Source organism: Stappia stellulata DSM 5886 (genome assembly GCF_000423705.1).
Classification (GTDB): Bacteria; Pseudomonadota; Alphaproteobacteria; order Rhizobiales; family Stappiaceae; genus Stappia; species Stappia stellulata.
Window position 1 is genome coordinate 253,279 of the sequence record NZ_KE384082.1, and the last position, 17,690, is coordinate 270,968.

Sequence of the window (17,690 nt, forward strand, 5' to 3'; positions counted from 1 at the left end):
GGTAGCTCCTCCCTAAGCTGAAGAGACATTGCTACCGGCCCCGTATGCCTACAATGATATTCGAGTGCGGCTTCTGAAGATAAGCATGTAGTGACTCGGGGGCCTGTTCTATTGTCGGATATGCAGGGGCAACCAGCTCGCGCCACTCCAGCGATTTGATGCCCGCCTCGTCCATCGCCCGCTCCAGAGAACTTGCGGACCAGTACCACGCCGCCACTTTACCCTGCTGCCCGCTCATGCAGAGCTCAAGCGTTACACCCCCACCGTCCGCAAACGGGTCCTCAGGGTCATCGGCAATTAGGCGGAACCCGTAGGCCTCATAGTAGTTGGCGTGCGGATCGTAGGACGGATGGATCGGAAGCGTGACGAGGCGCCCGCCAGGGCGCAACAAGCCGACCATCTCGTTGCACATCGCCTGCAACTCGGCCGCTGTGGACGCGTAGGGAAGTACATAGACGGCAAGAACAAGATCAAACTGGCCGCGAAGGCCCGGCTTCAGCTCTGAGACGAAGGAAATGTCGAGCCCCTCTTTTTCCGCCCGGCGTCGTGCGTAGTTCAGCATCCCGACCGTCGGATCGTAACCCACAACTTTGGCGGCGCCACGTTGCTTCAGCCAGCGAGAATACATTCCGGTACCACACCCGAAATCGAGGACAGACAGACCTTCGACATCGCCAATTGTCTGCAATACGGTGGGAATTTCGATGTCCTTGCGAAATGGCCATTCCGCCATGTCTTCATATAGACCGGCGAGCTCATTGAACTGCTCAGCGTTTTCGTTGCCCATAAGAATCGGCCCCTCTCCCACTATGCGCTGGCAAAACGAATTTAGGCGCACTTCACCCGTTCAAATTTACTGGGTCTCTATTCTCGAATTCTTCGAATGAGCGGCGCTGGTAGACAGTGTCTCTCCCTCTTTCGGACGCTCACAACATTTCTTAGCCAGGATAATTCGACAGCTTCTTCAATCCTATCGAAAAATATCAAAAATTGCAACTATAAGGAGACTTTATATATATCACCCTGATTGGTTGCGCCGCCACGAGCGAACATAAGGGATACAGGCCGTAGCTGCACAAATGCCCTGAGGCCTGCTGTTTTCCCACCCTGGCACATCAATATCGTCAGGGGCTGTTACGCCATCAACGCCGATGCGATGTCGGTCGAAACCGCAGATGCACTCTGCGCCCAGGAAGGTCAGCGCCAGCAAGGCATGTGGTCGGACGCGCCTGGCACCGGATATGTTTTCGGCCCCGTCCCGACAGGGCCGTTTCGACAGCCGCCGCAAATTACCAAGTATACGCGACGGCTCGCCCCTCTTCTCGCCCTCCCTCTTGCCGTAACCGCTCAGGCGTCGCCAAGCACAGCGATGATGTCGGCCCGGCAGGTGTCGGGCCGCATGCCCCCGCAGCCGGCAGCCCCCTGCAACCGCCAGCACCGTCTCGATCTGCGCAAGCGTCCCGGCAGGCAGTGCCCGCCGCAACGCCTTGCGCGCCCGCGCATGACGCCCGAGCACGGGCGCGGGACAAGCGTCGTCGAAAAACGGCGCATTGAGCGCCGCGAAAATGTCCTCGTGGGGCGGCGCACGCCACGCCGCGCGCATTGGCGGCCAGGCGGTGATCGTCTCCAAGGGCGGGGTGTTCATCTAGGGGCGCCAGGCGCGCAGACCCCTCCCCCTCCGCGTGTCATTCTGGGCAATGCGAAGCCACGCCCCGAAGCCCATTCGTTTCCAGATCGCGAGCGGAAACGCTTCGACGGTCGCGGCAGCCGCCTCACCCCCTCGCTACGGACAGGGACGCCGATAGCGTCCGGTCTTGCAGGGTCACCTCCAGCCCGGGCGGCGGCTTTCCATCCGGTGCAACGACTGAACCGGCTCGCCATTTTCCCGCTTGACGGAAGGCATCTTCCGGCGCATTGTCGCCGCCGAACCGTACCGTACGGTACGCAATCGATATGAACCTCTCCGAAAACCGGCCGACACGGACCGCCCCGCCCCGATGACCGCTCCCGCCCCCGAATTCACGCCCCGCCAGAACGAGGTCCTCGCCTCGGCGCTGCGGCTTGTGGTCGAGGGCGGTGAGAAGGCGTTGACGACGGCAGCCGTCGCGCGGGCGGCCAATTGCTCCAAGGAGAGCCTGTATCGCTGGTTCGGCGACCGCGACGGACTGTTGGCTGCCATTGTCGCGCATCAGGCCTCCAAGGTGCGCGTGCCGCATGAAAACGACGACGAACTGAGCGCATCCGCCTTTCGCGAGCGGCTCGTCACATTTGCCGAGGATCTGCTGACGGTGCTGGCCGGCGACACGTCGCTTGCACTCAACCGGCTGGCCATCGGCCAGGCAAGCCGCGAGGGCTCGCCGCTCGGCCGTCTTCTGCTGGAGCGCGGGCGTCTCAGGATCGCGACCCGTGCCCGCGTGCTGCTGGAGGCCGGTGCCGCACAGGGGCACATTGCAGCCGTCGACGCGACGGAGGCCTATCGCACGCTCTACGGGCTGATCGTGCGCGACGCCCACGGCCGCTGGCTGCTCGGCCAGGAACCTGAGGGCGCGGAGGCCGACTTCGCGGCGCGGGCAAACCTGTCGGTCGACCAGTTTCTCACCCTCTTCCCGCCGGACGCCCAGAAAACGGGCCGTCCTGCGGGCTGACGCCAAAACCCCGGACGCCGGCCAACCGGCGCCCAAGCATGAAACGCCAAACGGGAGTATCCAACAATGCGCGTTTATTACGATCGTGATGCCGATCTCAATCTGATCAAGTCCAGGAAGGTCGCCGTCATCGGCTATGGCTCGCAGGGCCGTGCCCATGCGCTGAACCTGAAGGACAGCGGCGTCGCCGACGTCGTCGTCGCCCTGCGCCCCGGTTCGACGACCGCGCACAAGGTCGAGGCCGACGGTCTCAAGGTCATGAGCGTCGCGGACGCCGCCGGCTGGGCCGACCTGATGATGATGGCCACCCCGGACGAGCTCCAGGCCGACATCTACAAGGACCACATCGCCGACAACATCCGTGACGGCGCGGCAATTGCCTTTGCCCACGGCCTCAACGTCCATTTCGGCCTGATCGAGGCGAAGTCCACGGTCGACGTCCTGATGATCGCGCCGAAGGGCCCGGGCCACACCGTGCGCGGCGAATACGAGAAGGGCGGCGGCGTGCCGTGCCTCGTCGCCGTTCACCAGGACGCATCCGGCAACGCGCTCGACCTCGGCCTTGCCTATGCATCGGGCGTCGGCGGCGGCCGTTCGGGCATCATCGAGACCACCTTCCAGGAAGAGTGCGAAACCGACCTCTTCGGCGAGCAGGCGGTTCTGTGCGGCGGCCTCGTGGAACTGATCCGCGCCGGCTTCGAAACCCTGGTCGAGGCCGGCTACGCACCGGAAATGGCCTATTTCGAGTGCCTGCACGAAGTGAAGCTCATCGTCGACCTGATCTACGAGGGCGGCATCGCCAACATGAACTACTCCATCTCCAACACGGCCGAATGGGGTGAGTACATGTCCGGCCCGCGCGTCGTGACGTCGGAGACCAAGGCGGAGATGAAGCGCATCCTCACCGACATCCAGACCGGCAAGTTCACCTCGGAGTGGATGCAGGAATGCAAGGGCGGTCAGGCCCGCTTCAAGGCGACCCGTCGTCTCAACGACCGTCACCAGATCGAGGAAGTCGGCGAGAAGCTGCGCGGCATGATGCCGTGGATCAAGTCGAACGCCCTGGTCGACAAGGAGCGCAACTAAGCGCTCCAGTTCGCGGCCGATCCACGGCTCTCTTTCCTCTGCGCCTGCCCAAGCGGGCAGGACGCGGGGGGATCAAGTCGAACGCGCCTCTCGACAAGGAGCGCAACTAAGCGCTCCAGTTCGCGGCCGATCCACGGCTCTCTTTCCTCTGCGCCTGCCCAAGCGGGCAGGACGCGGGGGGATCAAGTCGAACGCGCCTCTCGACAAGGAGCGCAACCAAGCGGCCTCGCCGCTTCAGGCGATCCACACGAAACGAAACGGCCCGCCTCCGCGCGGGCCGTTTTTGTGCTATTTCCCGATCCGTAAAGACCAACCTCCCAATGAACAAAGGCCAGCCCGTGTCCGCAAGTCCCGCCGCGCCCTCCGCCCCTGCTCTCGTCCTCGTCGCGGCCGTTGCGGAAAACGGCGTCATCGGCGCGAAGGGCGACATGCCGTGGCGGCTGTCCTCCGACCTCAAGCGGTTCAAGCGCCTGACCCTTGGCCATCCGATGATCATGGGCCGCAAGACCTTCGAGTCCATCGGCCGACCGCTTCCCGGACGCACCACCCTCGTCGTCACCCGCGATCCCGACTGGACCCGCGAGGGCGTCGTCACCGCCCCCTCGCTCGACGCCGCTCTCGAACGTGCAGCCGGGATCGCTTCAGCCGACGGCGTCGATGCGGTGATGGTCGTTGGCGGCGGCGAGATCTATGCAGCCGCCCTGCCCCGCGCCGACCGGCTGGAAATCACGCAGGTTCACGCAAGCCCCGATGGCGATGCGCATTTTCCGCAGATCGACGAACGCGTCTGGCAGGAGGTCGCCCGCGAAACCCCGGAGCGTGGAGCGAAAGACAGCACGGACGTGACGTTCCTGAGCTATCGGCGCAAGCGCTGAAAAACGGCTGTTTTCCACAACTCGCGCAGCGCTGCCCGTTCGCCGAACGGCCCCTTTGTCGCGTCTGCGCCGATGTGCGTCGGCTTGCGCCCTTTCGTTCACCGCAAAGCCTGCCTAGGATCGGGCACAGAACAGGCGGCCGCCACGCGGCCGCAACGACCCTTTTGGAGGACGAGACATGGACGTACGCGCCGCCGTGGCCTGGCAGGCCGGCAAACCCCTGACGATCGAGACCGTCGAGCTGGAAGGCCCGAAGGCCTTCGAGGTTCTGGTCGAGGTCAAGGCCACCGGCATTTGCCACACCGACGAATTCACCCGCTCCGGCGCCGACCCGGAAGGGCTGTTTCCCGCGATCCTCGGCCATGAGGGCGCCGGCATCGTGCGCGAGGTCGGCAAGGGCGTGACCAGCCTGAAGCCCGGCGACCACGTGATCCCGCTCTACACGCCCGAATGCCGCGAGTGCGAGTACTGCCTCAACCCGAAGACCAACCTGTGCCAGAAGATCCGCTCGACGCAAGGCGCGGGCGTCATGCCGGACGGGTCGTCGCGCTTCACGCTGAACGGCGAGAAGATCTTCCACTACATGGGCACCTCGACCTTCGCCAATTTCACGGTCCTGCCGGAGATCGCGCTCGCCAAGGTGCGCCAGGACGCCCCCTTCGAGAAGATCTGCTACATCGGCTGCGGCGTGACGACGGGCATCGGCGCGGTGATCAACACCGCCAAGGTCGAACCCGGCTCCAACGTCATCGTCTTCGGTCTCGGCGGCATCGGCCTCAACGTGATCCAGGGCGCGCGTCTCGTCGGCGCCAACATGATCGTCGGCGTCGACATCAACGACAGCAAGAAGGAAATGGCGGAACGCTTCGGCATGACCCATTTCGTCAATCCGAACGAGGTCGAGGGCGATCTCGTGCCCTATCTCGTCGATCTGACCAAGGGCGGCGCCGACTATACCTTCGACGCGACCGGCAATGTCGGCGTGATGCGCAACGCCCTGGAGGCGGCGCACAAGGGCTGGGGCGAATCGATCATCATCGGCGTCGCCGCGGCGGGCGCGGAAATCTCCACCCGCCCCTTCCAGCTGGTCACCGGCCGGTCCTGGCGCGGCACGGCCTTCGGCGGCGCGCGCGGCCGCACCGACGTGCCCAAGATCGTCGACTGGTACATGGACGGCAAGATCGAGATCGACCCGATGATCACCCACACCATGCCGCTCGAGGAAATCAACCACGGTTTCGACCTGATGCATGAAGGCAAGTCGATCCGCTCGGTCGTCCTCTACGACTGAACCTGTCCCTGACGCGGCGGCGCAAGCCCGCATGCGTGCAACCTGAGGAGCTTCCGCAATGAGCGAACCGGAATCGATGTGGTCGGAAACCCGCGACATGGACTCCATCGGCGGCCGGATCCGCCGGGCGCGCGAGGCGGCCAACTTCAGCGGTGCGCAGCTTGCCCGCCGCCTGGGCATCAAGACCGCGACGGTCACGGCATGGGAAACCGGGCGTTCGGAACCGCGTGCCAACCGGCTGACCATGCTTGCCGGTTTTCTCGCCGTCAGTCCGACGTGGCTGCTTTATGGCGTCGGCGGGGCGCCGGCCGACGAGCCGATGACGACGGAACTTTCGTTGATCGCGGCAAGCCTGAAAAACCTGCGCGACACGCATGAGCGCACCGGCGAGGCGCTCGACCGCCTGGAAGAGCAGATCGGGCGTCTGGCGCAGGCGGCCCGGTCACAGGCCGACGAGGCGGCCGGGCACTCGTGAACCGGACTGAAACCCCGGTTGCGCTGCCTGCGCTTGAGGGCCGGCCGCGGCTGGCGGCGCTCTGGGCCGGCCTCGACGACCTGTCGCCCGGGCGCATTCACGCCCTGTTCCGGCTGCGCGTCGACATTTTCGTGGTCGAACAGGACTGCCCCTATGCCGAGATCGACGGGCGCGACCCCGACGCCGATCACCTTCTGCTCGAGACGGATGCGGGAACACTTGTCGCCTGTCTGCGGCTGCTGCCGCCGGACCCAGACGGAGCGCCGCGTCTCGGACGGATCGCAACGGCGCCGGACTGGCGTGGCCTCGGTCTCGCGAGCGGTCTTGTGAAGGCCGGCATCGAACGTGCCCGCGCGCGCTGGCCCGCCCGGCCGGTGGACCTGTCCGCCCAGGCACATCTGCAACGCTTTTATGCCGGCCTCGGCTTCAAGCCCGTCTCTGAGATTTACGACGAGGACGGCATTCCCCATATCGACATGCGCCGCCCGGCGGAGATCGGGACCGCGCGAGACCGTCACCCATATGCTTCGGAGACTGCCCCTTCATGACGCTCGATCTTGTTTCCCGCGCCCGCGCCTTCGGCGGCGAGCAGCGCGTGTATCGCCACGCCTCCACCGCCACCGGCACCGCGATGGAATTCGCCGCCTTTCTGCCGGCGGAAGCCCTGCGCGGCGAGGCCTGCCCGACGCTGGTCTATCTCTCCGGCCTGACCTGCACCTGGGAAAACGCCACGGCCAAGGCCGGCTACCAGCGGCTTGCAGCCGAAAACGCCATGATCGTGATCGCGCCCGACACCAGCCCGCGCGGCGAAGGCGTCGCCAATGACGACGCCTACGATCTTGGCCAGGGCGCCGGCTTTTACGTCGATGCCACACAATCCCCCTGGGCGCCGCATTTCCGGATGGAAAGCTATGTGGCCGACGAACTGATGGGGCTTGTCACGGACCAGCTGCCGGTCTGGGACAGCGCCATCGGCATCACCGGCCATTCCATGGGCGGACACGGCGCGCTGACGCTTGCGATGAAGTATCCCGATCTCTTCCGTTCGGTCTCCGCCTTCGCCCCCATCGTCAATCCGGTGAACTGCCCCTGGGGCGAAAAGACGCTCGGCGCCTATCTCGGAACCGACCGCAAGGCCTGGCAAGCACATGACGCCTGCCATCTGGTTCGAGACACCGGCTGGGAACGCGATATCCTGATCGATCAGGGATCCGCCGACGGCTTCCTGAAAGAGCAGCTCAAGCCCTGGGCCTTCGACGCGGCCTGCCGCGAGGCGGACGTCGAGCTGACCCTGCGCATGCAGGGCGGCTACGACCATTCCTACTACTTCGTGTCCACCTTCATGCCCGACCACATGGCCTGGCACGCCGAACGCCTGACCGGCTGATTTTCAAGCCCCGACTTTCGGAGAACCAATGTCCGACTACGACGTGATCGTCATCGGCGCGGGTGCCGCAGGGCTTGCCGCCGGAGAAGCACTCGCACAAGCCGGCGTCTCCTTCGCCGTTCTGGAGGCAAAGGACCGCGTCGGCGGTCGCGCCTGGACGGACGAGCGCATTTTTCCCGGCATCCCCTTCGACCGGGGCTGCCACTGGATGCACAGCGCATCGCACAACCCGTTCCGCGAGATCGCGGACCGGCTGGGCGTCGATTATCGGCGCCTGGGGACCCGGCGCTCCAGCGGCCTTTACCTGGCCGGCGAAAAGGCGGATGCGGCGACGACCAGGACGGCCTGGGATGCCGTCGAGGCGGCATTTGCGGCAGCCGACGGGGCCGGCGAAGCGGGACGCGACGTCGATGCGCAAAGTGTCTGCGACACAGCCGGCCCCTGGTGGCCGCTTGCCCGGCACTGGATGACGCTGCTCTCCGCGCTGCCTCCGGAAGAGATCTCCACCCTCGATCTGGCGGCCTATGCCGATACCGGCGAAAACTGGCCGGTCGTGTCGGGCTATGGCGCGCTGATCGCCAGCGCGGGCGCGCAAGTGCCCGTGCATCTTGGCGTCGAGGTGCGGGCGATCGACCGCTCCACCTCACCGATCCGTGTCGAAACCAGCCGTGGCACCTTGCGCGCCCGCAGCGTCATTCTCACCGTCTCCACCAACGTGCTGGCCTCCGGGGCAATCCGCTTCGTTCCGGCGTTGCCCGATGCTGTGACGGACGCCGCCGCGAACTGCCCGACCGGGGTTGCGGAAAAGGTCGCCTTTCTGCTGGACGCGCCGATCCCCGATTTCGCCGACACCTCCTATATCGATACCCTGGACCTGGACGACCGAACTCGCGCGCCGATCAACTTCGTCGTCAACCATTTTGCACAGCCGGTGATTGTCGGCCAGTTGTGCGGCGAAACCGCGCGGAAGCTCGAGGCCGACGGGGAGCCGGCCATGGTCGACTTCGGCCTCGCGGCTCTCAAGGACGTCTTCGGCAGTGCCATCGCCACGCGCATCCGCCGCGCCACCGCGACGCATTGGACCTCGGACCCCCATATTCGGGGCGCCTACTCCTGTGCGCGTCCGGGGCATGCGGGAGCGCGCGCCACCTTGCGGGTCCCCATCGACGGCGGCGTCTTTCTGGCTGGCGAGGCCGTGTCGGAACACGCCTTTTCCACCGCGCACGGCGCCCGCCGGAGCGGCATTGACGCCGCCCGGGCCGCGCTGGCGCAAAGCGGGTAAACCATAGCGGCGAAAATCGGCGTCGAAAAACCGCGGGAACCGACAGGCCCCGCTCCGCACGCATTGACAAGCAAGGCCGCGGTCTCCAATTCGGTGCCAGGGAGAGAGGCAGCCGACACGCTTCATTGAAAGCGCCGGTCGAAGTTCCTATAACCCGACAAGGCCCCTTTGGGGCGCAAGGATACAACCGGACCCCGGCGCGAACGGCGGCGGGCTCCCCAGCGAAGGATGTCTTGATGCCTTGGAGCAACCAGAACGGCGGCGGCGGCTGGAAAGGCGGCGGCAACGGCGGTCCGTGGGGCGGATCGGGCGGTGGCGGCGGCGGCGGTCCGTGGGGCGGCGGTCCCCAGCGCGGCGGCGGCGGCGGCGGCGGCAATCCGCCGGATCTGGAAGAACTCCTCAAACGCAGCCAGAACACCCTCAAGACCGTGCTTCCCGGCGGCGGAAATCTCGGCTTCAAGGGCATCCTGCTCGCGATCGTCGTGGTGATCGGCATCTGGTTCGCCAACGGCTTCTACCGGGTCGAACAAGGCCAGGTCGGCGTCGAGCTGGTGCTCGGCGAGGTGACCGCCCAGACGCCTCCCGGCCTGAACTACAACTGGCCGTATCCGCTCGGCTCGGTGTTCACGCCGGAAGTCCTGCGCATTCGCGAAATCACCGTCGGGCTCCGCGAAACCGTGCGCGGTTCGCGCGTGACGGCACAGGACGTGCAGGAAGAAAGCCTGATGCTCACCGGCGACGAAAACATCGTCGACGTTGACTTCAAGGTGCAGTGGCGCATCCGCAACACGCCGGAGGGTGTGTCCAACTACCTGTTCAACATCCAGGACCCCGAGGGCACGGTGAAGGCCGTGGCCGAAAGCGCCATGCGCGAGGTTGTGGGCGAGAGCAACATCGACGCGATTCTCGGCGAAAACCGGTCGCCGATCCAGGAAGCGGTGCGCACCCTGATGCAAACGGCCCTGGACGGTTATGGCGCCGGCGTCGAAGTGACCGAGGTTCAGATGCAGAAGGTCGACCCGCCGCAGCAGGTCATCGACGCCTTCCGTGACGTCCAGGCGGCCCGTGCCGATCAGGAGCGCATCCAGAACGAGGCCCAGACCTATGCGAACCGGATCGTGCCGGAAGCGCGCGGTGAGGCGGCCCGGGTGCTGGAAGCGGCGAATGCCTATCGCGACCAGACGGTTGCGGAAGCCAACGGTCAGGCACAGCGCTTCACCAAGGTTCTCCAGGAGTACCGCAAGGCGCCGAACGTGACGCGCGAGCGTCTGTATCTTGAAACGCTCGAGAAGGTTCTGGGCGCCAACAACAAGATCATCATCGACGACAATGTCGGCGGAACCGGAGGCATCGTGCCTTATCTCCCGCTCGACCAGCTCAACAGGTCCCAGGGCGCCGCCCGCAGCGGAGGCAACCAGTAATGAAGAACGGTCTTTTCGGACTCGGCGCCCTGCTCATCGCGGCGCTGGCATTTACCGCATATCTTTCGGTCTACATCATCAACCCGGACCAGCAGGCGCTGGTGCTCCAGTTCGGTGAAATCCGCAAGAGCGAGCAGGAGGCAGGCCTCAAGTTCAAGATCCCCTTCGTCCAGAACGTGCGTTTCTTCGACAAGCGCGTGCTCGACCTGAACATGCCGCCGATCGAGGCCATCGCCTCGGACAAGAAGCGGCTCATCGTGGACGCCTTTGCCCGTTACCGCATCACCGACCCGGTGCTGTTCTACCAGACGGTGAACAACATCAACGAGGCGAACCAGCGTCTGTCCACCTTCCTACAGTCGAGCCTGCGCTCGGTGCTGGCGCGGGCGACCTTCGTGCAGGTGGTGCGCGACGAACGTGCCGAGCTGATGGACGAGATCCGTGAAGACGTCGCGATTCGCGCCGCGCCGATCGGAATCGAGGTCATCGACGTCAAGATCCGCCGCGCGGATCTGCCGCAAACCAACTCGGACGCGATTTTCCGCCGCATGCAGACGGAGCGTCAGCGCGAGGCGACGGAGCTTCGCGCCCAGGGTGAGGAACAGGCCCGCAGGATCCGCTCGCGCGCCGATCGCGATGCAACGGTGCTGATCGCCGAGGCAAACCGCGATGCGGAAATCATGCGCGGTGACGGCGATGCGGAGCGGACGAACATCTTCGCCGATGCCTTCAGCGAAGATCCGGAGTTCTTCTCCTTCTACCGCTCGATGCAGGCCTATGCGGCCGGGCTGGAGTCTGGCGAAACCTCCATGGTGCTGTCGCCGAACTCGGAGTTCTTCCGCTACTTCCGCGACCCGCGCGGAACCGAACTGACGCCCACGCGCGTACCGGCCACGGAAATGCCGGCGGCGCCCGCGGCCCGGACTGAGGCGCCCGCGGCCCCCGCGCAGTGAGCGATCTGTGGGTCGCGCTCGGACTGGTGCTGGCGCTGGAGGGAACCCTCTACGCGCTGGCCCCGGGCGCGATGAAACAGGCAATCCGGCAAATGCTGGACATGCCGGACAACATCCTGCGCGGCGGCGGTGTCGCCGCGCTGGCCATCGGGGTCTGTATCGTATGGCTTGTGCGGGGCTGACCGCCCCGTGCGAAACCCGGGGGAACGGGGGACCGCAACGGTTTCCCCGCCCAAGCGATCGGGGATAGACTATCAACCGGCGCCGGCAACACCCGACGTCACGATGAAGGCACTGGAGGACGACGGCCAATGGCCCTGATGACACCTCAAGGCGCGTTGACGACCCGCGACGACGCATCCCACACCAAGACGTCCGGCGCGCGGCGGTTCGCCCGCGCCGCCGCCGTTCTGACACTGACCTTCGCGCTTGGCGCCACGAGCCTTGTCGCCGATCCGCGCCCGGCGCTGGCACACGGACCGGAGTCGGTTCCCGATCTCGCGGAATCCCGTCTCGATTCAGTGGTCAACATTTCCACCGCGCAGAATGTGACCGGCCAGCGCTCGGTGCCCCTGCCGCAGGTTCCCGACGGGTCGCCCTTCCAGGAGTTCTTCGACGAATTCTTCAACCGCCAGAACCGCGACAACACCAATCGTCCGCGCCGGGTTCAATCGCTGGGCTCGGGCTTCGTGCTCGACGGCACCGAAGGCATCATCATCACCAACAACCACGTGATCGAGGGCGCCGACGAGATCACCGTCAATTTCAACGACGGCAGCAAGCTTGCCGCCGAGGTGATCGGCACGGACCCCAAGACCGATCTCGCCGTACTCAAGGTCGATCCTGACGGTCCTCTGAAGGCCGTCGCATTCGGCGATTCGGAAAAGATGCGGGTCGGCGACTGGGTGATGGCAATCGGCAACCCCTTCGGCCTGGGCGGCACGGTCACCACCGGCATCGTGTCCGCCCGCAACCGCGACATCAATTCCGGCCCTTATGACAATTATCTGCAGACCGACGCCTCCATCAACCGGGGCAATTCTGGCGGTCCGCTGTTCAACGAGCTGGGCGAAGTGATCGGCATCAACACGGCGATCATTTCGCCGTCCGGCGGCTCGATCGGCATCGGCTTTGCCATTCCGTCCCAGACAGCGATCCAGGTCATTGCCCAGTTGCGCGAGTTCGGCGAGACCCGCCGCGGCTGGCTTGGTGTGCGCATCCAGGAAGTCACAGACGAAATCGCCGAAAGCCTCGGCATGTCGGAAACCGAAGGCGCGCTCGTCGCCGGTATCACCGAAGGCGGCCCGGCCGAGGACGCGGGGCTGACCGCCGGCGACGTGATCGTCGAGTTCAACGGCGAACGCGTTCCCTCCATGCGCGATCTTCCGCGCATGGTGGCCGACACGCCCGTCGGCGAGGAAGTGAATGTCGTCGTCCTGCGCAAGGAAACGGAAGTGACACTTCAGGTCACCCTCGGTCGGCTTGAAGAGGCCGATATCGCCGATGCGGGGTCCTCGAACGAAGCCCCGGCAGATGACGCTCCCAAAGCCTCCTCGATGCTCGGCATGATGCTCGCGCCGATGAGCGACGAACTACGCCAGAAGCACTCCATCGCGGAAGACGTCGAGGGCGTGGTGGTGAGCGAGGTCGAGGCCGGTTCCGACGCGGCCGAAAAGCGCATCAGCGCCGGCGACGTGATCGTCGAGGTGGCACAAGAAGCCGTCCGCGCACCGGCCGATGTCGCTGCCCGGATCAAGACCCTGAAGGAAGAAGGCCGCCGCCTGGCGCTGCTGCTGATCTCCAACGCCCAGGGCGAGGTGCGCTTCATCCCCGTTCCGATCGGGGATTGAGCCGTCCGGCCATTGGCCGCTCGCCATAAAGACAAAAGGGGCCGCGCTCACCGCCGCGGCCCCTTTTTCGTATCCGTTCCGGGACCGGTTTCAGCCTATTCGGCGAAATCGGCCTTCGCATAGCCTTGCAGGTACAACAGGGCACTCAGATCGCCATGGTCGATTCGCGCATCCGCTGCGGCAGCGACCGAGGGCTTTGCATGATAGGCAACGCCCAGACCGGCACGTGCGATCATTGCCAGGTCGTTTGCACCGTCGCCAACGGCAATCGCGTCCTCAGCCGCCAGTCCCTGCTCCGCCAGAAGAGTTTCCAACCGCTCGCGCTTGGCCTCGCGCCCGAGGATCGGCTCACCAACCTCGCCCGTGAGCTTGCCATCGGCGACGACCAGCGTGTTGGCACGGTTTTCGTGAAACCCGATCCTGTCGGCAATCGCTTCGGTGAAGGCGGTGAAGCCGCCCGAAACCAGGGCGCAATAGGCACCGTCGCGGCGCATCGTCTGCACCAGGGTGCGGGCGCCGGGCGTCAGCGTGATCTGTCTCTCCAAAACGGTTTCGATCACCGAGGCGTCGAGGCCGCGAAGCATTGCCGCCCGCTCCCGCAGCGCAGGTGCGAACTCAAGCTCGCCGCGCATGGCCCGTTCGGTGATGGCGGCGATCGCCGCCTTCTTGTCCAGTGCATCAGCCAGTTCGTCGATGCATTCCTGCCCGATCATGGTGGAATCCATGTCCGCGATCAGCAGGCGCTTGCGTCTTCCCGCACGCTTCTGCACAAGAAGGTCAACCGGCAGTTCGCCAAGCACGTTGCGCAGGGCCGCATCGAAGGCCTGCGCGCTTGCCGGATCGGCGTTGAACAGCAGGTCCGCGGCGCGCCCGGCATCGAGCGTGACGGTTTGCGTGCCCTCGGGCAGAACGGCTCGCGCGGCATCCAGAAGCTTGGCGTCGAGAACCGGACGCTGCGGATCGGCGATCAGGGTGGCAACCAGGGTCATCGGCGGAACCTGCCTAACGGAGGAATTGGATGGGGGCTCAAGCGGTAACGTTGATAGCCGGGCCGACCGCCAGCGGCAAGTCGGCGCTCGCCCTCGCCCTGGCGGAAAAGACGGGCGGGCTGGTGGTCAATGCCGACAGCATGCAGGTCTACCGGGACCTCTCCATCCTCTCGGCACGTCCCGGAGCGGATGACCTGGCGCGCGCCGAGCACCGGCTTTACGGCCACGTTGATGCCGCGGCCCCCTATTCCGTGGCGCGCTGGCTTGCCGATGTCACGGCAGTTCTGGCGGAGGCACGCGCGCAGGCGCGCGCCGCGATCCTCGTCGGGGGAACGGGTCTGTATTTTCGCGCCCTCACCTCGGGACTTTCCAGCGTGCCGCCAATCGACGACGCCGTTCGCGAGCGACTGCGGGCCCTGGCGCTGGAGAGCACGCGCGGGGACCTGCATGCCCGTCTCAAGGACCGGGACCCGGAGATGGCCGCACGTCTTGAACCCGGCGACACCCAACGCATCACCCGCGCGCTGGAAGTCATCGAAAGCAGCGGCCACTCCCTGCTTTACTGGCAACGCCAGACGGGAACGCCGCTTGTCGGTAGCGACGCTCCCCGGGTGATTCTGGCGCCGCCCCGTCGCTGGCTGCATGCGCGCATCGCCGCGCGGTTCGAGGCAATGCTCGCGGCCGGCGCAATCTCCGAAGCGCGTCGGCTGATGGCGCGGGGCCTCTCCCCCGCCCTGCCCGCCATGAAGGCCATCGGCGTGCGCGATCTGGGCGCCCTGCCGGACATGGATGCAGGCCTTGCCAACGCCGTCGAGCGCGGCGTCGCGCAAACGCGCCAATTTGCCAAGCGGCAGGAAACATTCTTTCGCGGGCAACTCGCAAACTGGCCCCGGGCCGACCCGAGCCGTGCAACAATGGATGAACTCGTCACACAACTGACGAGCGGAGTGTGATACAATTCTCTCATAAATTGCATTGCCATGCTTTGCGCACAATAGGCGGGTAGCCAGTTTCCCGCAGGGTCGGCATTGCCGTCCCATGTCGGGTTTCCGGCGCGCATGTTCGCGAATCGCGGTTTAACCAGAGGCGAAAAACGCCCGGCCACGGTGACGGCATGCAGTCGAAATGCCGCATGAAGACGCCTGGACGATTCCGTTGGAGACCCAGGCGCCGTGACGACACCGCAGGAGGACGGAATGCCGTCGAACACGATCCTGACCACGCCCCGGCTGGTTTTGACGACCTTTGCCGAGGAGGATCTTGCCGATCTCTACGCCCTGCATTGCGATCCGCAGGTGAACCGCTTTCTCGGATCGCATGAAATCATCCATACCCGCGACGACGCGAAACGCCATCTCAGCGACTATGTGACCGGACAGGAACGGCGCGGCTTCAGCCAGTGGAAGGCCTCGCTGGACGACGGCAGCTTTGCCGGGCGCGCCGGCTTTTCCGTTTATCCAGAAACCTCGGAAGTGGCGCTCAGCATTTGCCTAAAGTCCGAATTCTGGGGCAAGGGCTACGCTTCCGAGTTGGCGGACGCCCTCGTGGAGTGGTTCTTCGACACCACCTATTTCACCCATCTCATCGCCTTCGTGGCGGCCGGCAACGAACCGGCGCGCCGGATGATGGAAGGCAACGGCTTCCGCCAGCGCCAGCGCATGGTCATCGACGACGCGGCCTTCGATTGCCTGCAGATCCTCTCGCCGGCGCTTGCAAAACGCTTTGCGTCGAACGCCGGCTAGATCCGCGTCCAACCAGCCGCCTCCTGTAAAAAACGCCCTGCGATCCATCGAGCGCAGGGCGTTCTGTCATCCTGAAGGCTGCAGACGACGGCAGCCGGTCGGGGCTGGACCTCAGACCGCCTTCAACTCCTGATGGTCCGGGCGGTTCTGCCGGGCGATCAGCTTGTTGAGCGCCGAGACATAGGCCCGGGCGGAGGCGACCAGCGTGTCGGTATCGGCGCCCTTTCCGGTGGAGATGCGTCCGTTGGCCTCGAGCCGCACGGAGACCTCGCCCTGCGCATCCGTTCCCTCGGTCACCGCATGCACCTGGTAGAGCGAGAGCTTCGCTTCATGCGGCACGATGGCCTTGATGGCGTTGAAGGTCGCATCGACCGGACCGTCGCCGGAGCACTCGCGTGTCTCGTGCTTGCCGTCGACGTCCATCGTCAGGATCGCCTTCTGCGGCCCGCCGGTCCCCGCGATCACGGTCAGCGCGATCACCTTGATCTGTTCGCCCTGGGTCGCGATCTCGTTTTCGACCAGCGCCTCGATGTCCTCGTCGTAGACATGCTTCTTGCGGTCGGCCAGCTCCTTGAAGCGGCGGAACGCCTCCTCGAAGGCATTGTCGCCGATCTCGTAGCCCAGTTCCTCCAGCTTCTGGCGGAAGGCGTGCCGGCCGGAATGCTTGCCCATGACCAGCGAGGTCGCACGAACGCCGACGTCCTCGGGACGCATGATCTCGTAGGTCTCGGCGTTCTTCAGCATGCCGTCCTGGTGGATGCCGCTTTCATGCGCAAACGCATTCTTGCCGACGATGGCCTTGTTGTACTGGACCGGGAAGCCGGAGACGGCGGAAACCAGCTTGGAAGCCCGCGTCAGGAACTTCGGATCGACGCGGCAATCGTAGGGCAACACGTCGGAGCGCGTCCTGAGCGCCATCACGATCTCTTCCAGCGCGGCGTTACCGGCCCGCTCGCCCAGACCGTTGATCGTGCACTCGATCTGGCGTGCCCCGCCGGCAACACCGGAGAGAGAATTGGCGACCGCCAGCCCCAGGTCGTTGTGGCAATGCACGGAGAAGATCGCCTTGTCGGCATCCGGCACGTTCTCTCGGATCTGTTCGAACATCGCCTTGTATTCGTCCGGCGTCGCATAGCCGACCGTATCCGGCAGGTTGATCGTCGTGGCGCCGGCGCGAATGGCGGCGTCCACGCAGCGGCACAGATACTCGATCGGCGTGCGGGTGGCGTCCATCGCCGACCATTCCACGTCGTCGATCAGGTTGCGGGCGCGCGTCACCGTGTCGGTGATGATGTCGAGCACCTGCGCCTCGGTCTTTTTCATCTGGTGTTCCAGATGGATCGGAGAGGTCGACACGAAGGTGTGGATGCGGCCGCGTTCGGCATGGCGCACCGCATCTCCCGCCCGGTCGATATCCGCATGGATCGCGCGGGCGAGACCGGTGATTACCGAGCGCTTGGAGCGCTTGGCGATCTCGCTGACCGCCTCGAAGTCGCCGTTGGAGGCGATCGGGAACCCGGCCTCGATGATGTCGACGCCCATTTCGTCGAGGATTTCGGCGACCTGGAGCTTTTCTTCCAGCGTCATGGAGGCGCCGGGCGACTGTTCGCCGTCGCGCAAGGTGGTGTCGAAGATGAAAACGTGATCCTGGCCGGACATGGGTCGGGTTTCCTCTTTAGCCGGGTCGGTCGCCG

At 65.3% G+C, this 17,690-nt stretch carries 17 protein-coding genes; 14 read left to right on the plus strand and 3 right to left on the minus strand.

The genetic code is table 11. The annotated features are described in order from the left end of the window. Positions 1-31: 31 nt before the first annotated feature. The gene (locus tag G572_RS0113505) at positions 32-787 is read right to left on the minus strand and encodes a class I SAM-dependent methyltransferase (protein WP_029058933.1); all 756 of its coding nucleotides are present in this window, start codon (positions 785-787) and stop codon (positions 32-34) included. Between the two features lie 1,210 nt (positions 788-1,997). Here G572_RS0113505 and G572_RS0113515 point away from each other — a divergent pair. From G572_RS0113515 to G572_RS0113570, 12 genes are all read left to right on the plus strand, one after another. Then, a complete protein-coding gene (locus tag G572_RS0113515; RefSeq protein WP_029058934.1) occupies positions 1,998-2,645 on the plus strand; it encodes a TetR/AcrR family transcriptional regulator in 648 nt (215 codons plus the stop codon). Positions 2,646-2,711: 66 nt separating this feature from the next. Continuing rightward, complete coding sequence (gene ilvC / locus G572_RS0113520; protein WP_029058935.1) at positions 2,712-3,731, plus strand: ketol-acid reductoisomerase; 1,020 nt, start codon at positions 2,712-2,714, stop codon at positions 3,729-3,731. Positions 3,732-4,051: 320 nt separating this feature from the next. Further along, the gene (locus G572_RS0113525) at positions 4,052-4,606 is read left to right on the plus strand and encodes a dihydrofolate reductase (RefSeq protein ID WP_156884610.1); all 555 of its coding nucleotides are present in this window, start codon (positions 4,052-4,054) and stop codon (positions 4,604-4,606) included. A 178-nt stretch (positions 4,607-4,784) separates the two neighbouring features. Further along, entirely contained in the window at positions 4,785-5,897 is a 1,113-nt protein-coding gene (locus G572_RS0113530) for an S-(hydroxymethyl)glutathione dehydrogenase/class III alcohol dehydrogenase (RefSeq protein WP_029058937.1), read from the plus strand. A gap of 58 nt (positions 5,898-5,955) precedes the next feature. After that, entirely contained in the window at positions 5,956-6,372 is a 417-nt protein-coding gene (locus tag G572_RS0113535) for a helix-turn-helix domain-containing protein (protein WP_029058938.1), read from the plus strand. Further along, positions 6,369-6,920, plus strand: a complete 552-nt coding sequence (locus G572_RS23850; RefSeq protein WP_245566217.1) for a GNAT family N-acetyltransferase — start codon at positions 6,369-6,371, stop codon at positions 6,918-6,920. Before G572_RS0113535 ends, G572_RS23850 begins: the two co-directional genes overlap by 4 nt. Beyond that, on the plus strand, positions 6,917-7,759 hold the full coding sequence (fghA, locus tag G572_RS0113545) for an S-formylglutathione hydrolase (protein ID WP_029058939.1): 843 nt from the start codon (positions 6,917-6,919) through the stop codon (positions 7,757-7,759). The genes G572_RS23850 and fghA overlap by 4 nt, the downstream gene beginning before the upstream one ends. A 28-nt stretch (positions 7,760-7,787) precedes the next feature. Beyond that, positions 7,788-9,041 (plus strand): flavin monoamine oxidase family protein, encoded by a 1,254-nt coding sequence (locus G572_RS0113550; RefSeq protein ID WP_029058940.1) that lies wholly within the window; start codon positions 7,788-7,790, stop codon positions 9,039-9,041. A gap of 236 nt (positions 9,042-9,277) precedes the next feature. Then, a complete protein-coding gene (hflK, locus tag G572_RS0113555) occupies positions 9,278-10,462 on the plus strand; it encodes an FtsH protease activity modulator HflK (RefSeq protein ID WP_029058941.1) in 1,185 nt (394 codons plus the stop codon). Then, positions 10,462-11,415: a protease modulator HflC gene (hflC, locus tag G572_RS23855; protein WP_037546859.1), complete on the plus strand. Its 954-nt coding sequence runs from the start codon at positions 10,462-10,464 to the stop codon at positions 11,413-11,415. The genes hflK and hflC overlap by 1 nt, the downstream gene beginning before the upstream one ends. After that, positions 11,412-11,597 carry a DUF2065 domain-containing protein gene (locus tag G572_RS0113565; RefSeq protein WP_029058942.1) on the plus strand — a complete coding sequence of 62 codons (186 nt, stop codon included), beginning with the start codon at positions 11,412-11,414 and terminating at the stop codon, positions 11,595-11,597. Before hflC ends, G572_RS0113565 begins: the two co-directional genes overlap by 4 nt. 138 nt (positions 11,598-11,735) lie before the next feature. Then, entirely contained in the window at positions 11,736-13,265 is a 1,530-nt protein-coding gene (locus G572_RS0113570) for a DegQ family serine endoprotease (protein ID WP_084650260.1), read from the plus strand. A 95-nt stretch (positions 13,266-13,360) separates the two neighbouring features. Here G572_RS0113570 and serB read toward each other — a convergent pair whose 3' ends face one another. Then, positions 13,361-14,254, minus strand: a complete 894-nt coding sequence (gene serB, locus G572_RS0113575) for a phosphoserine phosphatase SerB (RefSeq protein ID WP_029058944.1) — start codon at positions 14,252-14,254, stop codon at positions 13,361-13,363. Positions 14,255-14,283: 29 nt separating this feature from the next. On the opposite strand from serB, the gene miaA reads away from it, so the two are divergent. Continuing rightward, complete coding sequence (gene miaA, locus G572_RS0113580; RefSeq protein WP_029058945.1) at positions 14,284-15,207, plus strand: tRNA (adenosine(37)-N6)-dimethylallyltransferase MiaA; 924 nt, start codon at positions 14,284-14,286, stop codon at positions 15,205-15,207. A 219-nt stretch (positions 15,208-15,426) separates the two neighbouring features. Then, a complete protein-coding gene (locus tag G572_RS0113585) occupies positions 15,427-15,996 on the plus strand; it encodes a GNAT family N-acetyltransferase (RefSeq protein WP_051242369.1) in 570 nt (189 codons plus the stop codon). A gap of 111 nt (positions 15,997-16,107) precedes the next feature. Here the strand turns inward: G572_RS0113585 and G572_RS0113590 are convergent, their stop codons facing one another. Next, positions 16,108-17,655 carry a 2-isopropylmalate synthase gene (locus G572_RS0113590; RefSeq protein WP_029058947.1) on the minus strand — a complete coding sequence of 516 codons (1,548 nt, stop codon included), beginning with the start codon at positions 17,653-17,655 and terminating at the stop codon, positions 16,108-16,110. Between the last annotated feature and the right edge of the window lie 35 nt (positions 17,656-17,690).

Excerpts from the sequence above, each read along its gene's own strand:
- G572_RS0113505 (WP_029058933.1), bottom strand. The coding sequence starts at position 787 with ATGGGCAACGAAAACGCTGAGCAGTTCAATGAGCTCGCCGGTCTATAT.
- G572_RS0113515 (WP_029058934.1), top strand. The coding sequence starts at position 1,998 with ATGACCGCTCCCGCCCCCGAATTCACGCCCCGCCAGAACGAGGTCCTC.
- ilvC (WP_029058935.1), top strand. The coding sequence starts at position 2,712 with ATGCGCGTTTATTACGATCGTGATGCCGATCTCAATCTGATCAAGTCC.
- G572_RS0113525 (WP_156884610.1), top strand. The coding sequence starts at position 4,052 with ATGAACAAAGGCCAGCCCGTGTCCGCAAGTCCCGCCGCGCCCTCCGCC.
- G572_RS0113530 (WP_029058937.1), top strand. The coding sequence starts at position 4,785 with ATGGACGTACGCGCCGCCGTGGCCTGGCAGGCCGGCAAACCCCTGACG.
- G572_RS0113535 (WP_029058938.1), top strand. The coding sequence starts at position 5,956 with ATGAGCGAACCGGAATCGATGTGGTCGGAAACCCGCGACATGGACTCC.
- fghA (WP_029058939.1), top strand. The coding sequence starts at position 6,917 with ATGACGCTCGATCTTGTTTCCCGCGCCCGCGCCTTCGGCGGCGAGCAG.
- G572_RS0113550 (WP_029058940.1), top strand. The coding sequence starts at position 7,788 with ATGTCCGACTACGACGTGATCGTCATCGGCGCGGGTGCCGCAGGGCTT.
- hflK (WP_029058941.1), top strand. The coding sequence starts at position 9,278 with ATGCCTTGGAGCAACCAGAACGGCGGCGGCGGCTGGAAAGGCGGCGGC.
- hflC (WP_037546859.1), top strand. The coding sequence starts at position 10,462 with ATGAAGAACGGTCTTTTCGGACTCGGCGCCCTGCTCATCGCGGCGCTG.
- G572_RS0113570 (WP_084650260.1), top strand. The coding sequence starts at position 11,736 with ATGACACCTCAAGGCGCGTTGACGACCCGCGACGACGCATCCCACACC.
- serB (WP_029058944.1), bottom strand. The coding sequence starts at position 14,254 with ATGACCCTGGTTGCCACCCTGATCGCCGATCCGCAGCGTCCGGTTCTC.
- miaA (WP_029058945.1), top strand. The coding sequence starts at position 14,284 with ATGGGGGCTCAAGCGGTAACGTTGATAGCCGGGCCGACCGCCAGCGGC.
- G572_RS0113590 (WP_029058947.1), bottom strand. The coding sequence starts at position 17,655 with ATGTCCGGCCAGGATCACGTTTTCATCTTCGACACCACCTTGCGCGAC.